At 55.9% G+C, this 21,744-nt stretch carries 21 protein-coding genes and 3 pseudogenes; 20 read left to right on the plus strand and 4 right to left on the minus strand.

Annotated features, from left to right (window positions below):
* The first annotated feature begins 17 nt into the window (after window positions 1-17).
* Window positions 18-665: an OsmC family protein gene (locus tag JCM17844_RS11505; protein ID WP_210431873.1), complete on the plus strand. Its 648-nt coding sequence runs from the start codon at window positions 18-20 to the stop codon at window positions 663-665.
* Window positions 666-842: 177 nt separating this feature from the next.
* Here the strand turns inward: JCM17844_RS11505 and JCM17844_RS11510 are convergent, their stop codons facing one another.
* The gene (locus JCM17844_RS11510; protein ID WP_150001092.1) at window positions 843-1,391 is read right to left on the minus strand and encodes a 3'-5' exonuclease; all 549 of its coding nucleotides are present in this window, start codon (window positions 1,389-1,391) and stop codon (window positions 843-845) included.
* Window positions 1,392-1,625: 234 nt separating this feature from the next.
* On the opposite strand from JCM17844_RS11510, the gene JCM17844_RS11515 reads away from it, so the two are divergent.
* Together JCM17844_RS11515 and JCM17844_RS11520 are read left to right on the plus strand one after the other, a co-directional pair.
* Window positions 1,626-2,396 carry a S1/P1 nuclease gene (locus JCM17844_RS11515; protein ID WP_150001093.1) on the plus strand — a complete coding sequence of 257 codons (771 nt, stop codon included), beginning with the start codon at window positions 1,626-1,628 and terminating at the stop codon, window positions 2,394-2,396.
* A gap of 92 nt (window positions 2,397-2,488) precedes the next feature.
* Complete coding sequence (locus JCM17844_RS11520) at window positions 2,489-4,222, plus strand: thiamine pyrophosphate-requiring protein (RefSeq protein WP_150001094.1); 1,734 nt, start codon at window positions 2,489-2,491, stop codon at window positions 4,220-4,222.
* Here the strand turns inward: JCM17844_RS11520 and JCM17844_RS11525 are convergent.
* Window positions 4,196-5,821, minus strand: a complete 1,626-nt coding sequence (locus tag JCM17844_RS11525) for an acetate--CoA ligase (protein ID WP_150001095.1) — start codon at window positions 5,819-5,821, stop codon at window positions 4,196-4,198. The genes JCM17844_RS11520 and JCM17844_RS11525 overlap by 27 nt on opposite strands.
* Window positions 5,822-5,929: 108 nt before the next feature.
* Here JCM17844_RS11525 and JCM17844_RS11530 point away from each other — a divergent pair, with 108 nt between their 5' ends.
* Window positions 5,930-6,424, plus strand: a complete 495-nt coding sequence (locus JCM17844_RS11530) for a MarR family winged helix-turn-helix transcriptional regulator (protein ID WP_150001096.1) — start codon at window positions 5,930-5,932, stop codon at window positions 6,422-6,424.
* A 55-nt stretch (window positions 6,425-6,479) separates the two neighbouring features.
* Here the strand turns inward: JCM17844_RS11530 and JCM17844_RS11535 are convergent, their stop codons facing one another.
* Complete coding sequence (locus JCM17844_RS11535) at window positions 6,480-7,670, minus strand: OsmC family protein (RefSeq protein ID WP_150001097.1); 1,191 nt, start codon at window positions 7,668-7,670, stop codon at window positions 6,480-6,482.
* 461 nt (window positions 7,671-8,131) lie between these two features.
* Here JCM17844_RS11535 and JCM17844_RS11540 point away from each other — a divergent pair, with 461 nt between their 5' ends.
* The 9 genes and pseudogenes from JCM17844_RS11540 to maiA all read left to right on the plus strand — a co-directional run bounded on the left by JCM17844_RS11540 (window position 8,132) and on the right by maiA (window position 15,297).
* The gene (locus JCM17844_RS11540) at window positions 8,132-9,169 is read left to right on the plus strand and encodes a 2Fe-2S iron-sulfur cluster-binding protein (RefSeq protein WP_235898993.1); all 1,038 of its coding nucleotides are present in this window, start codon (window positions 8,132-8,134) and stop codon (window positions 9,167-9,169) included.
* Complete coding sequence (locus tag JCM17844_RS11545) at window positions 9,166-10,065, plus strand: SDR family NAD(P)-dependent oxidoreductase (RefSeq protein ID WP_150001099.1); 900 nt, start codon at window positions 9,166-9,168, stop codon at window positions 10,063-10,065. Before JCM17844_RS11540 ends, JCM17844_RS11545 begins: the two co-directional genes overlap by 4 nt.
* 39 nt (window positions 10,066-10,104) lie before the next feature.
* Window positions 10,105-10,818, plus strand: coding sequence for a Phenylacetic acid catabolic protein (locus JCM17844_RS11550; RefSeq protein ID WP_150001100.1), 714 nt, complete (start codon window positions 10,105-10,107; stop codon window positions 10,816-10,818).
* Between the two features lie 52 nt (window positions 10,819-10,870).
* Window positions 10,871-11,934: pseudogene (gene gtdA, locus JCM17844_RS11555) on the plus strand (gentisate 1,2-dioxygenase).
* Complete coding sequence (locus JCM17844_RS11560; protein WP_150001101.1) at window positions 11,931-12,530, plus strand: hypothetical protein; 600 nt, start codon at window positions 11,931-11,933, stop codon at window positions 12,528-12,530. Before gtdA ends, JCM17844_RS11560 begins: the two are co-directional and overlap by 4 nt.
* Before the next feature lie 33 nt (window positions 12,531-12,563).
* Window positions 12,564-13,249, plus strand: a pseudogene (locus tag JCM17844_RS11565) (fumarylacetoacetate hydrolase family protein).
* A gap of 9 nt (window positions 13,250-13,258) precedes the next feature.
* A pseudogene (locus tag JCM17844_RS11570) lies at window positions 13,259-14,085 on the plus strand (CoA-binding protein); the annotation flags it as partial.
* A gap of 18 nt (window positions 14,086-14,103) precedes the next feature.
* Window positions 14,104-14,655: a hypothetical protein gene (locus JCM17844_RS11575; RefSeq protein WP_235898994.1), complete on the plus strand. Its 552-nt coding sequence runs from the start codon at window positions 14,104-14,106 to the stop codon at window positions 14,653-14,655.
* A gap of 3 nt (window positions 14,656-14,658) precedes the next feature.
* On the plus strand, window positions 14,659-15,297 hold the full coding sequence (gene maiA / locus JCM17844_RS11580; RefSeq protein ID WP_150001104.1) for a maleylacetoacetate isomerase: 639 nt from the start codon (window positions 14,659-14,661) through the stop codon (window positions 15,295-15,297).
* Between the two features lie 79 nt (window positions 15,298-15,376).
* On the opposite strand, the gene JCM17844_RS11585 is transcribed toward maiA, so the two are convergent.
* The gene (locus tag JCM17844_RS11585; protein WP_150001105.1) at window positions 15,377-15,904 is read right to left on the minus strand and encodes a MarR family winged helix-turn-helix transcriptional regulator; all 528 of its coding nucleotides are present in this window, start codon (window positions 15,902-15,904) and stop codon (window positions 15,377-15,379) included.
* Window positions 15,905-16,231: 327 nt separating this feature from the next.
* On the opposite strand from JCM17844_RS11585, the gene JCM17844_RS11590 reads away from it, so the two are divergent.
* The 7 genes from JCM17844_RS11590 to JCM17844_RS15260 all read left to right on the plus strand — a co-directional run bounded on the left by JCM17844_RS11590 (window position 16,232) and on the right by JCM17844_RS15260 (window position 21,712).
* A complete protein-coding gene (locus tag JCM17844_RS11590; protein WP_210431876.1) occupies window positions 16,232-16,957 on the plus strand; it encodes a TonB-dependent receptor plug domain-containing protein in 726 nt (241 codons plus the stop codon).
* Window positions 16,909-18,675, plus strand: a complete 1,767-nt coding sequence (locus JCM17844_RS11595; protein WP_150001107.1) for a TonB-dependent receptor — start codon at window positions 16,909-16,911, stop codon at window positions 18,673-18,675. The genes JCM17844_RS11590 and JCM17844_RS11595 overlap by 49 nt, the downstream gene beginning before the upstream one ends.
* Window positions 18,676-18,748: 73 nt before the next feature.
* Window positions 18,749-19,981: a DUF3179 domain-containing (seleno)protein gene (locus JCM17844_RS11600; RefSeq protein ID WP_150001108.1), complete on the plus strand. Its 1,233-nt coding sequence runs from the start codon at window positions 18,749-18,751 to the stop codon at window positions 19,979-19,981.
* Window positions 19,982-20,000: 19 nt separating this feature from the next.
* Window positions 20,001-20,738 (plus strand): type 2 periplasmic-binding domain-containing protein, encoded by a 738-nt coding sequence (locus JCM17844_RS16750; RefSeq protein WP_210431877.1) that lies wholly within the window; start codon window positions 20,001-20,003, stop codon window positions 20,736-20,738.
* The gene (locus JCM17844_RS16755) at window positions 20,738-21,145 is read left to right on the plus strand and encodes a type 2 periplasmic-binding domain-containing protein (RefSeq protein WP_150001110.1); all 408 of its coding nucleotides are present in this window, start codon (window positions 20,738-20,740) and stop codon (window positions 21,143-21,145) included. The genes JCM17844_RS16750 and JCM17844_RS16755 overlap by 1 nt, the downstream gene beginning before the upstream one ends.
* Window positions 21,078-21,545, plus strand: a complete 468-nt coding sequence (locus JCM17844_RS11615; RefSeq protein ID WP_210431878.1) for a TRAP transporter small permease — start codon at window positions 21,078-21,080, stop codon at window positions 21,543-21,545. The genes JCM17844_RS16755 and JCM17844_RS11615 overlap by 68 nt, the downstream gene beginning before the upstream one ends.
* On the plus strand, window positions 21,542-21,712 hold the full coding sequence (locus JCM17844_RS15260) for a hypothetical protein (protein ID WP_210431879.1): 171 nt from the start codon (window positions 21,542-21,544) through the stop codon (window positions 21,710-21,712). The genes JCM17844_RS11615 and JCM17844_RS15260 overlap by 4 nt, the downstream gene beginning before the upstream one ends.
* Window positions 21,713-21,744 lie beyond the last annotated feature (32 nt).

Below are 21,744 nucleotides of genomic sequence, written 5' to 3' on the forward strand. Positions count from 1 at the left end.
GATCGATCAGTAAGATATTGACATTCATTTTAGTGGACCACATTATCACCACTTACTTACTGGTCAGTCAATATATTCCGGACAGCGCATCAACCCCTATTGCGGAGATCAAACAGATGAGCCACATCATTAACGGCATCGATACCCAAGCCATGCAAAACCTTGCCTCGGAAATTGCCGCAGCGCCGGAGAAGGGGGCGGCCCTTTTTGGCGTTCGCACGACTTGGTGTGGAAAATGCCGGTCCGAGTCACGCCCAACCACAATGCGGCTGGGTGGTGTCTCCCACGACCGCAAAGGGATGGCGGTTGTTGATGAGCCGCAAACGCTTCTGGGGGACGACACCGGACTAAACCCTATGGAAATGCTCATGACGGCACTTAACGGCTGTATGACCGTCGGATATGTGGCTGGTGCAGCTGCACGCGGCATTACGCTCACCAAACTTGAGATCAAAACCGAAGGCGAGTTGGACCTGCGCGGATTTTTTGGCCTTGACCCTCTCGTTAAGCCCGGCTTCGACACATTGCGTTATTCCGTACACATTTCCGGTGACGGTACGCCCGAGCAGTTTGAGGAAATCCATCAATCGGTGATGCGCCTATCACCGAACCGCTTCAATGTTTCCATGCCGGTGCGCCTTGAACCCACATTGTGCATCGAGTGACGTTACACACAAGAACAGAGTGTTCCGACATGGCGCGCGGCGGAAGTTTTATTGAGCCAGAGCCGCACAATTGGCGATGCCGCGCGCAGCTTGGCATATTTTTGGCTCGCTCGTTCGACACAGCGTAAAATCTTTCTACCAGATCGGATGGATGAGGATGCCTTGACCCTGACAGTATCATCGGGCGGCCATCTGAACCCGGTAAGAGGGCGGGTTAAGCTTTGCCCGCTCTATGGGGAAATCTTCCTCGATGGCTTTGGTGATGATCCGGGCGCAGGCACGGGCATCGGACAAGGCATCATGATGTTGAAGCGCAATATTGAAATGCGAACATACGGCGGGAAGTGTTGTGGGATAGATGCCCCATGCCTGCCGGGCCAGTTGTACTGTGCATAACGTGCCAAGGGATGGGGGCGTGTGTCCGGCCTTCCCCATACAGGTTAAAAGCACTTTTCTGTCGAAGGCGGCATTATGTGCAGCCATAAAATCGGCCCCCGTAAAATGCCCGGTGATCGTGGGTAAAAGCTCTTTGAATGTGGGGGCGTCGCACACATGCTGCCATGTGAGGCCGTGGATATGTGTGAAGTGAAAGATCCGTCTTGGTGGGCGGATCAAATAGGCTTTTTCCTCGCAGATTTGACCATTTTCAATCTGCACGACACCAAGCGCACAGGCGCTGTCTGCTCCCGTATCGGCGGTTTCAAAATCAAGCACGACAATTTTCATAGTCTATCCCCGGATGCCCTTGGCGCATTGGTTTTTTGAGTGAGTTCATGATTGTGGGCTTTTCCAATCTTTGCATCCTAAGCGAAAAAGACATTTTTTCTCCGGAGAAAAAGACTGGCACGGCTTTGGCTTTGATGCTTGATGCGTGCCGGTGTTCTTGCAGTTCCATCGGGCTTTGCCTTCCTTTGGAACTGCATTATCAAAGAAGACAGGTTTTTATAAAGGGAGATCACGATGCGCTTGTTGTCTGTGTTGACGGTTTGTGTGGCCATGGCTGGGCCGGCCTATGGCTGGGGGCCGATCGGCCATCGGACCACCGGAGCCATTGCCGAAAACCATCTCAATGAAAAGGCGCAGGCGGCCATCCGCGATCTTTTGGGGCCGGAAACATTGGCGGAAGCCGCCACCTGGCCCGATGATATGCGCTCCAATCCCGATCCTTTCTGGCAAAAAACCGCCAGTTCATGGCATTATGTGACTGTCCCGCACGGTAAAAGCTACGAAGCCGTCGGGGCTCCGGACCGGGGGGATGCCATCACCGCTTTGGAGCAGTTTTCCCGCACCGTAACGGATGAAAGTGCGCCTTTGGCCGATCGGCAATTGGCCTTGCGGTTTATCGTGCACATCATTGGTGATCTGCATCAGCCTTTGCATGTGGGCAATGGCACGGATCGCGGCGGCAATGATGTGAAGCTGAAATGGTTTGGCAAAGACAGCAATCTGCATTCCGTGTGGGACAGTGGCCTTATCGATTTTGAAAAGCTGTCTTATTCCGAATTGTCGGCGTGGCTGGATTCCAAAATCACCCCCGAACAGGTGGCCCAATGGTCCAACACCGATCCCGACATATGGATGGCGGAAAGTGCGGCTTTGCGGGATCAGATCTACCCCGAATCGGGAGATTTGAGCTGGACCTATCGCTATGAAAATGTGCCCCATGTGAAAACACGGTTGTCTATGGGAGGGATTCGTATTGCCAGCTATCTGAACGCTCTGTTCCAATAAAAGAAGGCGCGTTCCCTTCTGCGGCAAAAAGTCCTTGCGGCGATCTTATTGTTAGGTCACCATACAGTCTCTTTTTGCAACAGGGGACAATAATGCGCAAAGGCAATGACCAGAAACCGATGACACTGGCTGCGGAAACCGTCGCGGAAGCGATGCTGGGGCTGATGAAGGCGCGGGGGATTGATTATCTGTTTGCCAATGCCGGCACGGATTTTCCCGCCATCATTGAAGCCTATGCCCGTGTATCGCAATCGGGTCTGGCATTGCCCACACCGATCATCGTGCCCCATGAAAATGCAGCGGTGTCTATGGCCCATGGCTATTATCTGGGCAGCGGACGGATGCAGGCAGCCATGGTGCATGTGACGGTGGGGCTGGCCAATAGCCTTTGTGCCTTGCTGAATGCCAAGCGCGAAAATGTGCCGATCTTTTTTGGCGCAGGCCGCACCCCTATCACCGAAAGCGGCGATGCCTCCAGCCGCGATGTGTCGATCCATTGGGGGCAGGAAATGTTCGATCAGGCGGGCATGCTGCGCGAAGCGGTGGTCTGGGACTATGAATTGCGCACCGGCTGCCAGATCGAAACGGTGGTGGATCGGGCGATGGCCCTGGCGCAAGGTGATCCGGGCGGGCCGATCTATCTGGGGATGCCGCGCGAAACACTGGGCACTCCTTTGAACGGCCTGCAAACCACCGAGAAAACCCGCATCGCTCCGGCACGGGAAACGGGTGTGGATCAGGCGGCGATTGAAGAAGCTGCAGCAATCCTTTCGGATGCGAAACGACCATTGATTGTCACCAGCCGTTCCGGACGGGAGCCGGCAGCGGTAAAGGCTTTGGCCGATTTTGCCGAAGCGGCGGCCATTCCGGTGATCGAATATCGCGCCAATTATCTTAATCTGCCGTCCGAGCATCCGATGCAGGCGGGTTTTGATTTCGGGCCTGATTTTTCCGATGTGGACGCCATTCTGGTGCTGGAGACGCCAGCCCCTTGGCTTCCGGCCCGCCATGATTGGCCGCAGCATGCTCCGGTGATCCAGATGGGTGCGGATCCCTTGGCGGCCGATATTCCCATTCGCGGTTTTCCTGCGGATATTACCATCAAATGCCGTCCTTCGCAGGCTTTGCCGGCGCTGCAAAAAGCCTTTGAACGGGCAACGGCCACACGGAAATCAGAGGTGGCGGCTCGCCGCTCGGCCCTTACAAAGGCCCATGAAGCCGCCCGTGCAAAACGCCGCACGGCACTTTTGGGGGGCGATCAAGCGCCCGCCACCATGTCTCCGGCTTGGGTCAGTGCCTGTTTGGATCGGGTGAAGGGGCCGGATGCCATCATCGTTAATGAAATCGGCTGTATCCGTCCGGTGATGCAGTTCTCCACGCCCGGCACTTTTTTCGGCCCCAGCAATGCGGGCGGTCTGGGCTGGGGGCTGCCTGCCTCGATGGGGGTAAAGCTGGCGCAGCCGGACCGTTTGGTGGTCTGTACCCTGGGGGATGGCAGCTATATGTTCGCTAATCCGGTGGCCTGTCATCAGGCGGCGGCGGCGCATAAGATTGCCACCCTGACCATCGTGTTCAACAATCGCCGCTGGAATGCGGTGAAAACCGCCACGGCTTCGGTTTATCCCACAGGCCATGCCATGCGGGCCAATCAGATGCCCATGACGGCGTTGGACCCGTCTCCTGCCTTTCACGATATTGTCCGCGCTTGCGGTGGCTATGGGGAAGAGGTCAGCGATCCTTTGGAGCTTCCCAAGGCTTTGGAGCGGGCTTTGGCTCAGGTGGCAGCGGGCACTCCGGCGTTACTGAATGTCCTGACCGAACATTGATCGCAGCGCCGCCCTTCGGATCTTGCCCGATGCGGTGCGGGGCAAGGCTTTGACAAAAACAAAACGGCGTGGCGCTTTATAAGGGGCGATGCGCTGCTTGATATGGGCGATCAGGGACTCGCCGAGGCTGGTTTGTTCTTCGGCATCAAGAGGGCGCTGCACCTCGATGACGGCGGCAATGATCTGGCCGCGGTCGGGATCGGGCAGGCCGATGACGGCGCAATCTGTCACCTGTGGGTGGGTGGCGAGAACCTGCTCTACCTCGATGGCGGAAAGGGTATAGCCCGATGATAGAATCAGATCGTCATAGCGGCCCTTGAACCAGACATCCCCCGCCGCATTCATGCGGCACAGATCACCGCTGAGCGTCCAGCCGTCCTGCACAGCCTGCGCCTGATTTTCCGGATCGAGATAACAGGCCCCTGTCGGGCCGCGTACCAAAAGCCGTCCGGTTTCGCCCGGTGCCAGTTGGGCGCCCGTGTCGTCAATGATTTTAAGCATATATCCCGGCACTGCCCGCCCGATGCTGCCCGGTGCATAAGTGCCTTCTCCGGTGGTGATATAAGGCCCCAGCATTTCGGTGGACCCCAAAACATCAATGATGGCAAGCCCGGTGCGGGCCATCCATTCTTGTGCCAGATCCGGCGATAAAGGTTCCCCTGCGGAAAAGCAGCGGCGCAAGCGGCCCAAAGGAATGTCCCGGCCCAAAGCCAGCATCCGGCGGTAGGCGGTGGGAACGGTTACCAATATGCTTGGGTCAAGCTGCGCCATGTGATCCAAAAGCGCAGCGGGATGGTTTTCTTCCTGAAGGGCGATACTGGCCCCTGCGGCCAATGGGCAGGCAAATAACAGTCCAAGGCCATAAGCAAAGGCGAGAGATGGGCTGCCAATCACCAGATCGTCGGGCTGTGCGCGATAAATATGCGCCCCGAAGCTGCCGGTAACCGCGCACAGGGCTTTGTGGGAATGGACGACCGCTTTTGCCCGTCCGGTGGTGCCGCTGGTAAACAGGATCAACGCCGGATCATCGGCCGAACACAGAACCGTCTGGTCCTGTGGTTCGCATCGGGAAAGCCTGTGCAAAAGGCTGTCATCGGCTTGGCACAGGACAGGGCTGTGGCCGGTAAGGGTGGCGGCACGCGCAAGGGCATCTGCTCTGTCCGGCGTACAAAATGCGACATTGGGGCGCGCGGTTTTCAAGATATGGGACAATTCTTCATGGCCAAGTGCCGGCGCACTGGGAAGGGCCACACCGCCGGCAAGCATCGTTCCCAGCAAGGCCACCATGAAGAGTGGGCTGTTGGGGGCGCGGATCAAAACGCGATGGCCCGGCACAAGCCCATAATCGGTTGTTAGAAGCCGGGCAAAGCGCATGGCCTGATCGGCAAGTTCGGTCGCCGTCCACCGAATCGGGCCGCCGAAATAGATAGCCTGCGCGCCCGCCTTTTCCATCGCACGCTCAACTAAAAATTGAGCAGCGTTCAATCGGGCTGGAAAGCACAGTTCTGGCAGGGTATAGAGCAGATCAGGCTGCAATGATGGCGCAGGCAGGCGGTCGAGCAAGAACGGGTCCTGAAATGCGGACGGGGGCACGGTCATGGGCTTCTCTGTCTTGTTGCCTTACAATTACGATATGGGCTTGGCGGCGATGTCACAAGTCCAAAGCACGGTGGAGCGGAAAGGCTTGCCAAAGGGGAGATAGGGGTGATGACAGTTTCGGCCAATCCACAGGCGAAGGAGGCCAATTTACAGGCCAGGAAACGTCGCACAAAAACGCAAAAGGTTGATTTTTCCAGCCTGGATGACCTGTTTGGTTTTCGGCTGCGGTTGGCGCAAGTGCGGTTGTTCCAGCATTTCCGCGAGTCTTTGGCGAGCTTTGAGGTGACGCCGGGGCAAGCGGGCTTGCTGATCCTGATCCGCGACAATCCCGGCATTAGCCAATCGGGCCTTGCCCGCGCCGTCGAGGTGGAGCGGGCCACATTGGGCCAAACCATCGAGGGGCTTTTAAAGCGCCAGATTGTAACGCGCCATCGCCGGGAAGGAGATCGGCGCGCCTATTCTTTGGAATTGTCGGAGTCAGGCAAAGCCTTTGTGGATCGCCTGATCCCCGCCATTCGCGCCCATGAGGCCGATGTGTCCCGGCGTTTGACGGCCAGCGAATTCGAGCGTTTGCGGAGCCTGTTGGAAAAATTCCTCGGCTAAGGCACGCCAAATCCCACGGCTGTGCGGGCTGGTTCACAGGGGGTGAATGAACAGCTCAGGCCGGTTCATTGATCCGGATTTTTGCCTTGAGCGCGGTGCGGCAGGCCGCATGCAAGAAGCAGGTTTGCTCGCCCATATCCACAAGATTCTGGATGGCATCATCGGGTTCACTGGAATCGATATGCACATGGGTGCGCACGGTTTCCGCGCTGGCTGGTGTCATGGAGCCAGAGGATGCGCCGGGCAGGCTGAAAGCGGTATCCTGCACCAGACTATAATGATCCAGATTCTGCTTCATGATATGGGCGAAGCGCCCGATTTGCGTCATATAGCAAAAGGCCAGACCTGCGGACAGATATGCAAGGCCCGAAGGGGCGCGCCCTGTGCCACCCAAGCCGGGGGCGCTGTCCCCCAAAAAGCGGAACACGCTGCCAATGGGCTTGAACAATTGCACTTTGTTTTCCAACAGACCGTCTGCGCGGCGATGGGCTATTCCGCGAATATGTAATTGCCGTTTTTGTTCGGATTGAAGGCTGGAACCTGCCCCGCCCTCCACGCCGAACACGGATTGGGCGCTATCCAGCTTGGTGATGATGTCTTCTGCGGCTGTCACCGTCATATCGCGCTGGATGTGGTCGAAACTGTCGCCGGGGCGTGCAAGGCTGTCCCCATCCACCGCTTTCACGCGGTTCAGGGGCAGTGCTTTCCCATTATGCTTCAGGGTAAATTCCGATGTGAAGACATCGCGCATCAGGGCAAAAGCGGGAGACCCTGCGATGGCGGCCACCACCAGATCCATCAGGGCTGGACGGTCCTGATCCGTTTTTGCGGAGATGTCGACGACGGGCGATAAGGCGCCACCGGTCATGGTGCCTTTCAGGGCCGATCCTTCCATAGAATAAAGCGTATCAAGGGTAAGAGTGAACTCGCCAAGCTGCACGCCGCGGGCTGCAGCCAATGCCTCGATTTCGCAATAAAGCGAGAATGCCAGCCCTGTGTTGAAATGGGCCAGCGGAAAGGGAGCCAGATCCGTACCATTGAGATAAGGCCCTTCATCGCAGGCAAGGCTCCATACCGTCTTTGACAGACTGTCCCAGACCAAAGCCTGTTTTTGCATCCCGTCCATGGCGCGGGACAGACACCGGACCGCGATTTGGCCTTTGCCTGGCGTGATCCCGGAAAAACGGTCGTCAATGCCTATTGCCGGGAAGGCAAGGGGAAGATTGGAGGCTTCGATTGATGTCATGACGGCTCTCTTTCAAAGGGGTCTTTTGGTGCCTGTCCTTGGAAATATAGCGAAAACAAGAAGGCAATTTTTGTTATTATACCTTACAATTAAGAAAGGCCAAGAAAATTCCTGATCACAGGAAAAAACACAAAGACGCGTGGCCATGACCATGGGGTGAGGTGCACGGATAAGACATTGATATCTTAATGCTGTCACGCTGGCATCGGGGAGAAAGTGGATGGAGTCAAATATTTGTGAACTGGAGGGAGGCGCGGGCGCAAAGATTTTCAATAAATCTATGATTATAAAAGATTATTTTTAGTTTCTGCGAAAGAGGCTCGAATTAAATTTGTTTGGAAGCCATACAATTACTTGACGATTGTCAGGGTAGGTGACAATCTAATCGCAGGTTTTGTCCCGTGCCGCACCGGATGGTCTTGAGCCTTCTGTTGGCGGGCGGTTATCGGGGCGAAAGAAGAATGGGGCGTTGGATGACCTATCGGGTTTCAATTAAAGGTGATGATACTGCTTTGTCGGTGGAGATGGGGCGCACCATTCTTGATGCCGCCTTGGCTCAGGGCGGTCCTTTTCCTCATAGCTGTCGTGCGGGGAATTGCGGCACCTGCAAATGCCGCTTGCTTTCGGGCGAAGTGGAAATGTCGCCCTATTCCGAATTTGCGCTGACCGATGCGGAAAAAGACCGCGGCTTTATTCTGGCGTGCCGTGCCGTACCGTGGAGCGATTGCGCCATTGAATTGGCGCAAGAAGATGATCAGGTGGTGCATCCTTCGCGGGATATGGCCTGCCATGTGGTGTCCATCAAACCGTTAACCCATGATATTCTGGCTTTGGAGCTGGCAATTCCGCCCGGCGCACCTTTCCGTTTTACGGCTGGCCAGTTTGCTGACGTGGCCTTGCCCGGCCTGCCAGCTAGAAGCTGGTCCATGGCCAATCAACCCGATGCGGAGCATCTGGTTTTTTATGTGCGTGTGATACCGGGTGGACGGGCCAGCGCCTATCTGGCCAATCATTTGAAACCGGGCGATCCTGTGCGGGTGAAGGGGCCGGGTGGAACGGCTTATCTGCGGGAAGGGCGAAAAGGGCCGATTTTGGCTATCGCTGGCGGGTCTGGCCTGTCGCCGGTTCAATCCATCGTTGATCGCGCCGCCGCATTGGGCTGGGCTGATCCGGTGCATGTCTATTTCGGGGTGCGTGATGCGCGGGATTTGTATCTCAGCGATCATTTCGAAGCGCTTTGCGCCCGGAACGACCAGTTCCATTATACGCCGGTTCTTTCCGAACCATCGGGAGACACGCCCTATCGCACCGGTATGGTGACCGATGCTGTGGCGCAGGATTTTCCGTCTTTGGAAGGCTTTGTCGCCTATCTGGCGGGGCCACCGCCCATGGTGGAGGCGGCTGAACGCCTGTTGCCATCCTTGGGGATCGCCCCTTCCGATATTCATGCAGACGCTTTTTACACCAGCGCTGACCAACAACAGGAGCCAAAGCCATGACCGACCTGCTTTTAGCGGGCAAAGTCGCCATCATCACCGGGGCCGGGCGCGGCATAGGGCGTGCGGTGGCCGAACGTTTTGCATCGCTTGGGGCGAAATTGGTGCTTGCCGATAATGGGGCCTCTATTGATGGAAAGGCCCGTGAACCGGGGGTGGCTCAGGCGCTTGCGGAAAAGATCGGCCCGGCGGCCGTGGCCTTTGAGCAGGATATGGCAAGCCCTGATGCGGCAGCCGGCGCTGTGGCGCTGGCGAAAGAGCAGTTCGGCGGTGTCGATATTTTGGTGAACAACGCCGCGATCCTGCGTGATGCCATGGTGTGGAAAGGTGATCCGGCAGATTTCGATGCCGTGATCCGCAATAATTTATCGGCGGCATGGTATCTGGCCAATGCAGCCACCCCTTTGATGCGGGCGCAAGCCAAGGAAGGGCGCACGGGCGGGCGCATTTTGTCGATGGTTTCGTCGGCAGGATTTTACGGAAATTACGGCGTATCGTCTTATGCCGGGGCGAAGGCCGGGCTTTTGGGCCTTAGCCGCGTTTGGGCGCTGGAACTGGCGCGGGCGGGCATCACCGCCAATGCCATCATGCCCTTTGCTGCCACCCGCGTTACCGAAAGTCTGCCGCCCGTAACTGATTTGCTGAAAGACTATAAAGCCCGAGCGTTGAAATTGCCGGCAAAACCGGTGGCGGTGGCCGCCGCCTGGCTGGCATCCGATTTGGGGCGGAATGTTACCGGTCAATTGATCGGTGTAAGGGGGCGCGATGTGTTTTTGATGAGCCAGCCGCGCCCCATAGCCCATGCCATTGCCAAGGGCACGGGTTGGATGAACCGTCTTTGGCTCACGCCACGCAAAGTCTGTTCAACGACCATTATGTGGATCTGCAATCCGACCTAGAGGCTTTCAATATCGATCCCCTTGCATAAGGAGGGTGCCATGAGCACAACCGAAATGACCGCAGTTAAAACCATTGAAGATTTTGACGCCCAACCCGAAGAATATAAGACCGCTATTAAAAAACTGGTGCGCAGCCATGCCATCAACGAGCTTTATGGCGCACAGGTATTTGATGAACCGGCCATCAGCCTTGCCCCCACACCCTATGCCAAATGGCTGACTTGCCGCGTGGCCATGGAAGAATATGGCCATCATGTGCGGTTCAAGGAATTGGGGCTGCGCCTTGGCATTGCCGAGAAAGACCTGCTTCCCGGCGGGGACAAAAAGCCCTTGTCGATCTTTGAGTATCCGCTGAAATCCTGGGCAGAATTCTGTGTCATCAAGCTGCTTGCGGATCTGGCAGAGATTTTACAGGTGGAAGATTTGTTGCATTGCACCTTCCATCCTTTGCGCAATCTAGCCCGTGCCACCATGCCGGAGGAAAAATTCCATGCGGATTTTGGTAAGGAATTCACATCGGAAATGATCCGCACGCCGGAAGGAAAAGCCGCTATCCAGCAGGCAATTAACGACTATTTCCCTATTCTTCCGGGCTTTTTCGGACGGTCAAAATCGAAAAACAACGAAATGTTCCGCAAATGGGGCATCAAGCTGCGCACCAATGAAGATATGCGTGCAGATTATCTTTCACGCGCCCAAGAGCTTGTGGATGAATTGGGGCTGACCTTACCGGATGTCCCGGATGCGGCCTAAGCGGCTTTAAGGCGCAAAATGTCGTTTGAATAGGGTCTGGGGAGCGTAGGTGATGACGATATCGGATGCGGGCAATGATCTGGAAGCGGCGCGGTCGGCATTTTATCACCGGTTGAAAGACCGCAATATGTCGGCCTTGTGGACGGTGCTGCACGATCTGGTGCCGCGGGCTCCGCGCCGGGACCAGATGGCGGCTTCATGGGCCTATGCCGATATCCGCCGCACATTGATGGAGGCGGGAGAGCTGATCACCGCCAAGGAAGCCGAGCGTCGTGCCCTGATTCTGGAAAACCCCGCATGGCCGGGTGAATCGCGCATCACGCCGACCCTTTATGCGGCCATCCAGCTTGTGCTGCCCGGCGATGTGGCGCCGGCCCACAGGCATACCCAATCGGCCTTGCGCTTTGTTTTGGAAGGCTCCGGTGCGTTCACGGCGGTCAATGGCGAACGCACCTTCATGGAGCGTGGGGATTTCGTCATTACCCCCAATTGGGCGTGGCACGATCATGGGAATGATAGTGACGTTCCCATGATTTGGCTGGATGGCCTTGATATTCCCTTGGTGTCGTTCATGAATGTGGGCTTCTCCGAGCCCGGAGAAGCGGATCGCCAAGCGGTGACAAAGCCCGCACAAGATGCTCCGGCGCGTTTTGGTAGCGGGCTTTTGCCGGTGGATTATGAGGCAAGCGCCTATTCCACCTCGCCCATTTTCAACTATCCCTATGCCCGTAGCCGGGCCGCTTTGGAGCAATTGCGCGTGGCGGATGTCTATGACGCCTGCCATGGCATCAAGCAAAAATATGTGCATCCCGCCACCGGCGATTTTGCCATGCCCACCATCGCTACATTTTTGCAGCTTCTGCCGAGAGACTTTGACACCCATCCTTATCGCAGCACAGACAGTACGGTGTTCGTGGTGGTGGAAGGACGGGGTCATTCGATGATCGGTGACCAGCGTTTTGATTGGGCCCCAATGATCTGTTTGTGCTGCCCACCTGGACAAAGGTAACCCATCATCCGGCTGAAGATGCGGTGCTGTTCAGCTATTCTGATCGGGGTATCCAGCAAAAACTGGGGCTGTGGCGTGAAGACCGCTTTGAAGAGTTGCAAACATGACGGACCATTCCTATAGCAATGCGCCCCAAGATGCGGCTGCGGCCATCGCGCGGTTGATCGAGGATATAGACAGCGCTTCATGGTTCGCGGCTGTGGGGGAACCCGCCACCGATGACGAGCAGAAAGAAGCCCGCAGCTATGTGGACGGGCTGGGATTCAGCACCGCCCGGATACAATGGCAAAGCGATTGGGCGGCGGCACGGGAGGCGATCCAGCGCGCCGATTGGGCGCAAGACTGGTGGCAAAAAGAGCATCAGTTGCAAATGGATCTTTATCGGCAAGCCGCCGATCATTTGGGAGAAACGGTGCTGTTGCATCTGTTGTCCGAGGTGACCGATGCGGCCACCCGGTTGCTGCATGGTCCGGCGGCGGTGGCGGCGGCGCGAGGTGGTGTTGCAGATCAGGGCTTGATCCGGGCGGCGGCAGGATCGGCATCGCAAAGCTGCTATCAGATGGCCTTGTGCCGATTGCAAAAGCCCTTGGCGATGGGGTCTTCCCCGCCGCCAACAGACCAGCCATTTCTGTGCAAATTCCGGCTGTTTGAAGCGGGCCGCTGGCCGCTTTCCATGGCCGTGAACACGCTCTTTGTTTTTTGATTTGTCCCTTCGTAAATTCGGTAAAGGTACGCCATGTCTTATGTTTTTCCCCCGGCCCCTACGCCAGTGTTGAAGTTTTAGGCACTCTGGAGCGCTTCCCCGTACACCGCATTTATTGCGTTGGCCGCAATTATGCCGCCCATGCCCGCGAAATGGGTATGGACCCAAACCGCGATTTGCCTTTCTTTTTCACCAAACCGGCGGATGCGGTGGTGCCTAATGGCGCATCGGTGCCTTATCCGCCGAAAACGGCCAATTTCCATCATGAAATCGAATTGGTGGTGGCGATTGGCAAGGCTGGCGAGAATATCCCGGTCGAACAGGCATTGGATCATATTTTCGGCTATGCCGTGGGCAATGATCTGACCCGTCGTGATCTTCAGCTTGAAGCCCGTGAAAAAGGACGCCCATGGGATACGGGCAAAGCCTTTGATAAATCCGCGCCTATGTCCGCCATTCGTCGGGTATCGGATATTGGGCACCCCGAGACAGGGCGGATCTGGATTTCGGTGAATGATACCATCAAGCAAGATGCCGATATTTCCCATTTGATCTGGAATGTGGCGGAAACGGTGTCGATCCTTTCGGGCCTGTTCAAATTACAGCCCGGCGATCTGATTTTCACAGGGACGCCCGCAGGGGTTGGCCCCGTGCAATCGGGGGATGTGATGACCGGTGGAATCGATGGCGTGGGTGAATTGTCCACCCGTATTTTATAAGGGGGCGGCATGTCCGCACAGTCCAATCCTTCCGACCTGACGCCGTTTTTCGCGCCCCGATCCGTTGCGGTGGTGGGGGCCAGCGCCCGCCCCACAAGCTCCGGCGGGGCGGTGCTGCATATGATGCAGAAAGCGGGATATAAGGGAAAGCTGGTCCCGGTGAACCCCAAGGGCGGCACGTTATTGGGTATCGAGGCTTTGCCGTCTTTACGGGCACTGGATGCGCCAGTGGATCTGGTGGTGATCGCCATTCGTCCCGATTTCATTGTGGATGCCGTGCGTGAAGCCGCGGACACAGGCCACCGACATATCCTGATCTTGCCCGGCGGCTTTCAGGAAGCCGGTGAAGACGGGCAAGCGCGGCAGGCAATCCTTGATGATCTGGCGCGGGAAAAGGGCCTGATCATTGCCGGGCCGAATTGTGGCGGCATTATTCATCTGGGTAAGGAAAGCCGTTTGGCGGCCACATTCTTTCGGGATCTGCCGCCCGGTGGCCCCCTTGCCTTTGTGTCGCAATCGGGGGCTTTGGCGGAAGAGGTCATCGCCCATGCGCAAATACAGAACATCCCCATTGGCACGGTGGTTTCCGTGGGAAATTCCATGCATCTGGGGGTGGAAGACCATCTGGTTCATCTGGGGAAAGATCCAGATATCTCGGCTATCTTGCTGTATTTGGAATCGGCGCGGGATATGGAAGCCTTGGCCGAAACGGCGCAAAAGCTCTCCAAAACCAAGCCATTATTGCGCTGATTCCGGGACGGACGGAAAATGGGCTGGCGGCGGCCCGTGCGCATACCGGTGCCAGCGCCGACAGCGATGCGGCCATCGAGGATTTGTGCTGCAAGGCTGGCATCGTGCGGGCGCGATCCTTGCGCGATTTGCACCTGGCAGCCAAAGGGCTGGGCTTTTTCCCCAAGGGCTTTGGCAAGCGCGCCCTGATCCTGTCCAATTCCGGTGGGCCGGGGGTTCTGGCGGCAGACGAAGCCACCCTTGGCGGATTGGATCTGGTGGATTTGCCTGCTGCTTTGGCAGCCCGCCTCAAGGCCGATTTGCCGCCGGAAGCCTCGGTGCGCAATCCTTTGGATTTATTGGCCGATGCCCGTGAAGATCGCTTTGGCCTTAGCCTTGAAGCGGCTTTGGATCATGCCGATGCTTTTGATGTGATCTTGATGATTCATGTGGTGCCGTTCATGGTTGATGCGACGCCGGTGATCGAGCGATTATCGGCCCTTGCCAAAACAGCCAAACGGCCATTGCTGCATTCCATGATGGGCACATTGGAGCATGGCCGGGCGTGGTTTGATGCAATGGAAGCTGCACAGGTGCCGATGTTTTCCAATATCGAGGATATGGCGCGCACTGCCAGCTTGTTGGCCCGTTGCTACCAGATTGCACAGAAGGACTAAGCCATGAAGCTTTATACCTATTTCCGCAGTTCATCGTCTTATCGGGTGCGCATTGCCCTTAATCTCAAGGGGGTGGACTGGGAACCGGCCTTTGTGCATTTGCCAAAGGGAGAGCAAAGGGACGCCGCTTATCTGGCAGCCAATCCGCAAGGGTTGGTTCCGGCGCTTGAGGAGGATGATGGCTTGGTGCTGACCCAGTCCTTGGCAATCATCGAGTATCTGGATGAAACCCGGTCCGGCCCATCCTTCCTGCCCAAAGATGCCGCCGGAAGGGCTTTGGTGCGGGCCATGGCGCAGGTGATTGCCTGCGAAATTCATCCGATCAACAATCTGCGTATCTTGAAATATCTTAAAAACCCGCTGGGCCATGATCAGGCGGTGGTGGATGATTGGTATCGCCATTGGGTGCAGGAAGGGTTCGATGCGCTGGAGCCGCTGGTGGCCCGCCATTCCAATGGCCGCTATTGCTTTGGCGATCAGCCCACATTGGCGGATATTTGCCTTGTGCCGCAGATGTGGAACGCCCGGCGTTTCAATACCGATCTGTCCGCTTATCCCACCTTGATTAAAGTGGATGCCCATTTGCAAACATTGGACGCCTTTGCACGGGCCGCTCCCGAACAACAGCCGGATGCATTTTAAAGTATCTGGCAGGGTAATTTTGTTGCATGTGCAATTCTTACCCATGCATTTGGTGTGTTGATGATGCAATGGCGGGTGTTTAGCGGTCGGTATTGTTCATATCGCCTCCTTCTTCCTGATTAAGCCATTCAAGTTGGCCGCGCAGCTTTTCCAGAATGATTTGCAGGCTTTCGCGCTCTTTTTCCGTAAGCGCGGATTCGACAATGCGCTTGCGCATGATGGAGAGGGGGGCAATCCGGTCATGCAGCTCGACGCCTTTTTCCGTAAGATAAATCAATTGCCTGCGTGCATCGGTGGGGTGCGGGCAGCGACCGACCATGCCATCGGTTTCCAGACGTTTTATGGCGCGGGAAACGGTGGCTTTATCGAAAGCGGCGCGGCCCACAAGATCGGCAGCGCTTGAGGGGCCATAATGGCCAAGAATAGCAAGAACCCGCCATTCCCGGATACCAAGATTGAATTTTGTTTGAAACAGGCGGCTGACCCCCAAAGACAGCAGGGCCGAGACATGCACAAGCTGATAGGGAAGATGGTGCGGGAGGTCCGTTTTTTCGCGAGGTTTCGGGACCTCCGGTAAGGGATCGAGCAGTGATTTCTTTATCTTCATCGAGATCTCATTTCTGCTGCGGTTGCCATGAGCCGTCTTCAGATCTGCTTTTCTCCATCCTTACTTATCCAATTTATGTGTTTCATCTGCAACTGGAAAAAAATAAACAACCTTTGTGTTGCAAGGAAAATAAAAGAATATTATAAAGGAGATTTATTTTAATTATTTGATTTGAAAGGAATTTTTCTAGAAAATTTGTCTATAAGGACAAATTACAAGAAAGATTGACAAATTGATCGCAGGCATTATCGTTGAACTTGCAACGAAAATATCATGCCGAAAAGGCGTATGCTGGCAGCAAAAAGTCGGCAAAGGGGAGAAAAGAGAATGCGTGTTCCGTCTGCTTCCAGATTATTGTCCGCTGTGGCGCCCATTGCAATTATGATCAGCGCGTCCGGATCATCTGCTTTGGCGCAGGAAAGCGATGAGGCGCAAAGCGCCACGGTTTTCGAACTGGAAGAAATTCTGGTCACCGCCACACGGCGCGAGCAATCTTTGCAGGATATCAGTACGTCCGTATCAACGATGGGGATGGAGGAACTGCAAAAGCAGCAGATCAGCACCATTGAAGACATCCAGTTCATGATGCCCAGCATCACCATGGGTCAGGATATGCGCGCAGCGAAATTATTCATTCGCGGTGTGGGGGTGAATACATCCACATCCGGTGTGCAAGGATCGGTTGCGGTGCATGTGGACGGGGTGGTGGTCGGCCGCCCTGAAGCGCAGACCTTCTCGATGTTCGATTTGCAACGGGTGGAAGTGGTGCGCGGCCCGCAAGGCTCGCTTTATGGGCGGAATGCGGTTGGCGGTTCGATCAATTTCATCACCGCAAAGCCCACGGAAGAGGTGGATGGCTATGTGCGGGCCACCATCGGTAAATTTGGTCAATTGACCACCGAAGGCGCCCTTGGCGGGGCCATTACCGACAATATCCTGGGGCGTGTTGCTATAAGACCGAAAACCGCAACGGCTTTGGTGAAAATCCGGTTACCGGCAATGATGTGGATGATCTCAACCGCAAAATGGCGCGGATGCATCTGGATTTCCTGATTTCTGAAAATGTGGATGCCCGCCTGACCGCCGATTGGTTCCGCCAGGATGATGCTTCGGGATCTTTGAAATTCATTCGGGAAACCTTCCCCGATATCCCCGCTCTGCGTTCGCCTGTGCGTGGTGGTTTTGCCACAAAGCCCCGCGATCTTGCCGGGCGCTTCGACCCGGCCACGGAAATGGAAGGCTGGTCGGTTTCCACAGAGCTGAACTGGTTCGTTAATGACATGATCAGCCTCAAGAGCCTGACCAGTTTCCGCAATTTCGAAGGGTCGTTCACGCAGGATCTCGGGATTTCCGCCATTGTTGCCGATCTGAGCACCACCGGCACCGGGAACACCTTTCAACGGCGTGATCTTTCTTCCGATCAATGGACGACGGAATTGCAGGCCACTGTTTCCACCTCTTGGCTGGACGGGGTTGTCGGCTTTTTCTATTTCAACGAACAGCAAAGCCCCACCAATACCGTTGGGCTGGAGCCGAATTTTGGCAGCCCGGGCAATCTGGATGCCTTCACCAACCGGCTGACATTCTTAGGCCCTCCTCCTCCTCCGGGGGGTGGCGTGCTCCCCAATCTGACACCGCTGGAGGCCCATGCCACCTGCAATACCTTGAAGCTCGTCGAAGACCTGCAAGAGATACCTGAACCCAAGCGCGTCTGTATCGATTCCCAACTGAATTCCGATGCGTGGGCTATTTTCGGTCAGGCAACGGTGCAATTGGGCGAATTTGTCGACGCGCTGGAGACGGTTCGGCTGAAGCTGGGCGGGCGCTATACCAGAGAAACGGTGGATTCCACCAATGCCGCTAATATCATTTTGGGGCTTGGGGCCGGTCCGGTCATGCGCTTCACTGCTGAGCAGACCTTTATCAAGCGGACCTTCGAGGAGTTTACGCCGGAAGTGGGTTTGGAATGGCAAGCCATGCCCAATATGATGCTTTATTATACCTATTCCGAAGGCTTTAAGGCAGGATCGCCGGAAAACAATGCGGGCAGCCGCACGATTTTAGAGCCGGAAACCATCAAGAACCATGAATTCGGCCTGAAATCCAGCTGGCTGGATGGCCGTATCCAGGCCAATATGTCGGGCTTCTTTTATGACCTGACCAATCTGCAAGTGAATCGCACCTTCCCCGATCCGTCTGTGGGTTTCCGTATCGTGTTTGAAAATGCCGCGGAAATGTCGGCGCATGGGGTAGAGCTGGATCTGTCGGCCCATATCACGCCGCGCTTCCGGGTCAATGGTGCTGTGGCCTATCTGGATTCCACCTTTAGCGATTTCGTGTCGGCCAATCCCATTGATCCACGCAACAATCCCAATTACGAGAACTTCAACCCCACGGAGCTGGATCTGGCTGGAAACCGCACCCGTAATTCACCGAAATGGGCGGGGAATTTCAGTGCGCAATATGATCTGTTCGTCGGCACCTTGCCTTATGACGGCACGATGACGCTGGTGGGGTCTGTTTCCTATCGCGGCGAAACCTTCTTCACGGAATTCAACGACGATATTCAAAGTGAAGACAAGTTCGCCACGCTGGATGCCTCCATTCGTTATGAATCCGGAGATGGCAAAATCAGCGCTGAATTCTGGGGCAAAAACCTGACCGATCAACTGCGCAAATCGGCCACCTTCGATCTGGCCACAGCGGAAGTGATCGGTGCCAATTACCATCCACCCAGAACCTTTGGGTTCAGCATTGGCTATCATTTTTGATCGAGCCTGAAAGGGGCGGTGACCAAGAGCAGGCGCCGCCTCCGTTTTGTTCCACAGGTTATAAGGTGATGTGATGAGTGTTTCGCTTATACTGGCAGCTCTTGCCGTTCTTTTTTGTGCGGTAGCGGTCTTGCCCGGCACCTTGGGAATCTTGATGCTGACCAACAAGATTGCCGTTTCGGAATCCGGTGCACGCTATATCTACGGCAAATCCTTCTGGGTCTTTCTGGCCTCCCTTGCTTTGGCCATCGGGGCCGGTGTCACCGCCTTACAGGATGGGGCATTCACGAGCTATGGCTTCATGGCCGCGATGGCTCTTTATGTCGGGATCTTGGTGTTTGGCTTTTTCATGCACACCAAGCTGATGTTTCGCCCGGTGCGCAAACCCATTTTTATTTCCACACAAGAGGCGCTCAAGCGCTTTGGTGGCGATGAAGAAGTGGTGGGCGTGATCGATGGCGCCGGTAAACCCTGGGCCTTCGTTGCCCGGTTGGCGCGGCGGCCACATATTGTGTATCAGCCCGAAGGCAACCATCCCTTCATTATGACCCACTGTATTCTGGCGCATAGCTCTATGGCTTATGCCCTGCGTGACAGGTTCAAGCAGCCGGACATCACTATCACAGCGGCACTGGCCAACAATATGGTGTTCTATGATAAATCCAACCAATGTTCGGTGATCCAGATCCAGAACCGGTCGCTGGATGGCAGCCTGCCGCTGGATACCCTTCCCACCCTTGCCATGCGGCTGGAAACATGGGCACAGCTTTATCCCGATAGCCGCGTGTGGATGCGCAATATTGAATGGCGGGATATTTTTTACCTGAAACTGCTGGCCCGCGCGGATGTGATCGATCCCAAAAGCCCGGTGATGGTCTATCCCTTACAAAATGAAAAAGACGACCGCTTGTCCTTGAAAGAAATGGTTCTGGGCATTCAGGTAGGCAAAAGCAGCAAAGCCTATCCGTTGGATATTTGCAAAGCCGAACGCCTGATCCATGATGAATTGGGCGGTGTATCCCTGTTGGTCTTATCGGATGCTGTGGCTGATTATGTTCAGGCCTATGACCGGACCGTTGATGGCCAGACTCTGGATTTTCGTCTGGAGGGGGACGACGGGCATTTGCAAGACAGCCAGACAAAATCCCGGTGGACGCGCACCGGCATGTGTGTCGATGGGGATCTGAAAGGCAAACGCTTGACGCCTATTCCGCATTATAACAAGATTTTCTGGTATGTTTGGTCTGATTTTCACCCCGGCACGGCGATCCATAAAAAACCTGCCCCCCAGAAACACGTGGCCTGAATATAGGGTGGACATGCGCGTGACAGCTCATATGGTAGCGCTTGGTTTTCGCGCATGTCTGGTTTGCTGGTTCTTGCTGGCCAGTCCAGCAAGGGGCGCCCAGGCGCAAGAGCCCCATCTTTTGCGCTTGGGCATTTTTGTTCCCGACCGGGTTGTGCATGTGCGCGATGTGGTCAAGCCCTGGGTGGCGCGGGTCAATGAACGCTTGGCCGAATATGGCTATGAAATCAAACTCATGGCCGGCGGGTCTTTGGGCCGCGACGGGGAAATGCAATTACGGTTGCTGACCGCCGGGGTGAGCGACATCACATGGTTCCCGACGGGCTATGTGGCGGGGCGGTTGCCCGCTGTTCCTTTGCTGGAAATTCCTTATTTATCCGATGATCCAGAGGATCTGACACAGGCTTTCTGGCGGCTTTATACGCGCGGATTGCTGGATGGCCTTTCGGATGTGCATCCTTTGGCTTTGTCGGTTTCGCCCGCCAATTTTCTGCATCTGGCCTTTGATCTCGATACGCTGGATGGGCTTTCCAACCGTAAGATCCGGGTGGCCAATGCTGCACAGGCCCGTATTGTCGGGGCGGTGGGCGGCACCGCTGTGGGCGGGATTACCGCGACCCAGGTGGCGGAAAGCCTGAGCCGCAACATGATCGACGGCACCTTGTTCAGCTGGCATGGCACCCGCGCCACCGGTATCGAGCGCACCACCCGCACCCATGTGCGCCAGCCCTTGGCATTCAGCCTTCGGCTTTGGTGATGAACAAGCAGCGCTATGAAAGTCTGCCAAAAGAGGTGCAGGACATCATCAATGCGGAAAGTGGCGAGGCGCTGTCTTTGGCCTTTACCCGCGCCATGATGAAAGAAGCCGATCAAGCGGTTGCCCGGATGGAGGCAAGCCCCGACCATCATTTTTATGAGCCAAGCGCGCAAGAGGCGCAGCGCTTTTACGATGCCTTTGCGCGGATGGCGGTGGATTGGGGCGGGGAGGATGCCAAGCGTCTGGCCTTGATCGAGGATTTGCGGGCCATCTTGCGGATATCGCCCGTGAAAAGGAGGCCTCATAATGTTGATGAGGTTGGAAAAACGGGTTTATCACATGGCCAAGGGCTTGGCGGTGGTGGGGCTTGTCCTGCTGCTGGTCCAAGGGGTTTCCATCACCATTGATGCTTTGGCGCGTTGGGTGTTGAGCACACCGGTGCATGGGCTTGAAGATGCAAACGGCTTGTTGATCGCTGTGACATTAAGCTGCTTCTTGCCGCTTTTGATGGCCCGGCGGGGCAATATCACCATCGGTTTTATAGGTCGTGCCATGGGCCAGAAGGCGCATTTATGGCTTGATGCTTTCGGACAAACCCTGACCACGGCCTTTTTCGCGGTGCTGGTGTGGCACTATGGGCTTTATGCGCTGGATCTGGGAACGCAACATACGGTGATCGTTGAACTGCCCAAACGGCCTGCGGCTCTGATGGCGACAGGGCTTCTCGGTGTTACCCTTCTGGTACAGGGCATGAGCAATTTATGCGCCCTTATGCAAGCGGTCTATAGCAAAAGGGAAGGCATGTGACCCCAATCTTGATCGCCCTGTTTGGCGTTGTGTTATTGTTTGTCCTGATCCTGTTGCATGTGCCGATCGGCCCGGCCATGGGAATTGCGGGGGTGGTGGGCTTTGCGCTTCTGGCGGGCTTGATCCGGCCTTGGCAATTCCGGGGATTGAAGCCGCTTCAGCTTTGAAAAGCCTAGATCTGGCAATTATCCCGTTGTTT

It is taken from the genome of Iodidimonas gelatinilytica (assembly GCF_008579125.1).
In the GTDB taxonomy this organism is placed as follows: Bacteria; Pseudomonadota; Alphaproteobacteria; order Sphingomonadales; family Rhodothalassiaceae; genus Iodidimonas; species Iodidimonas muriae.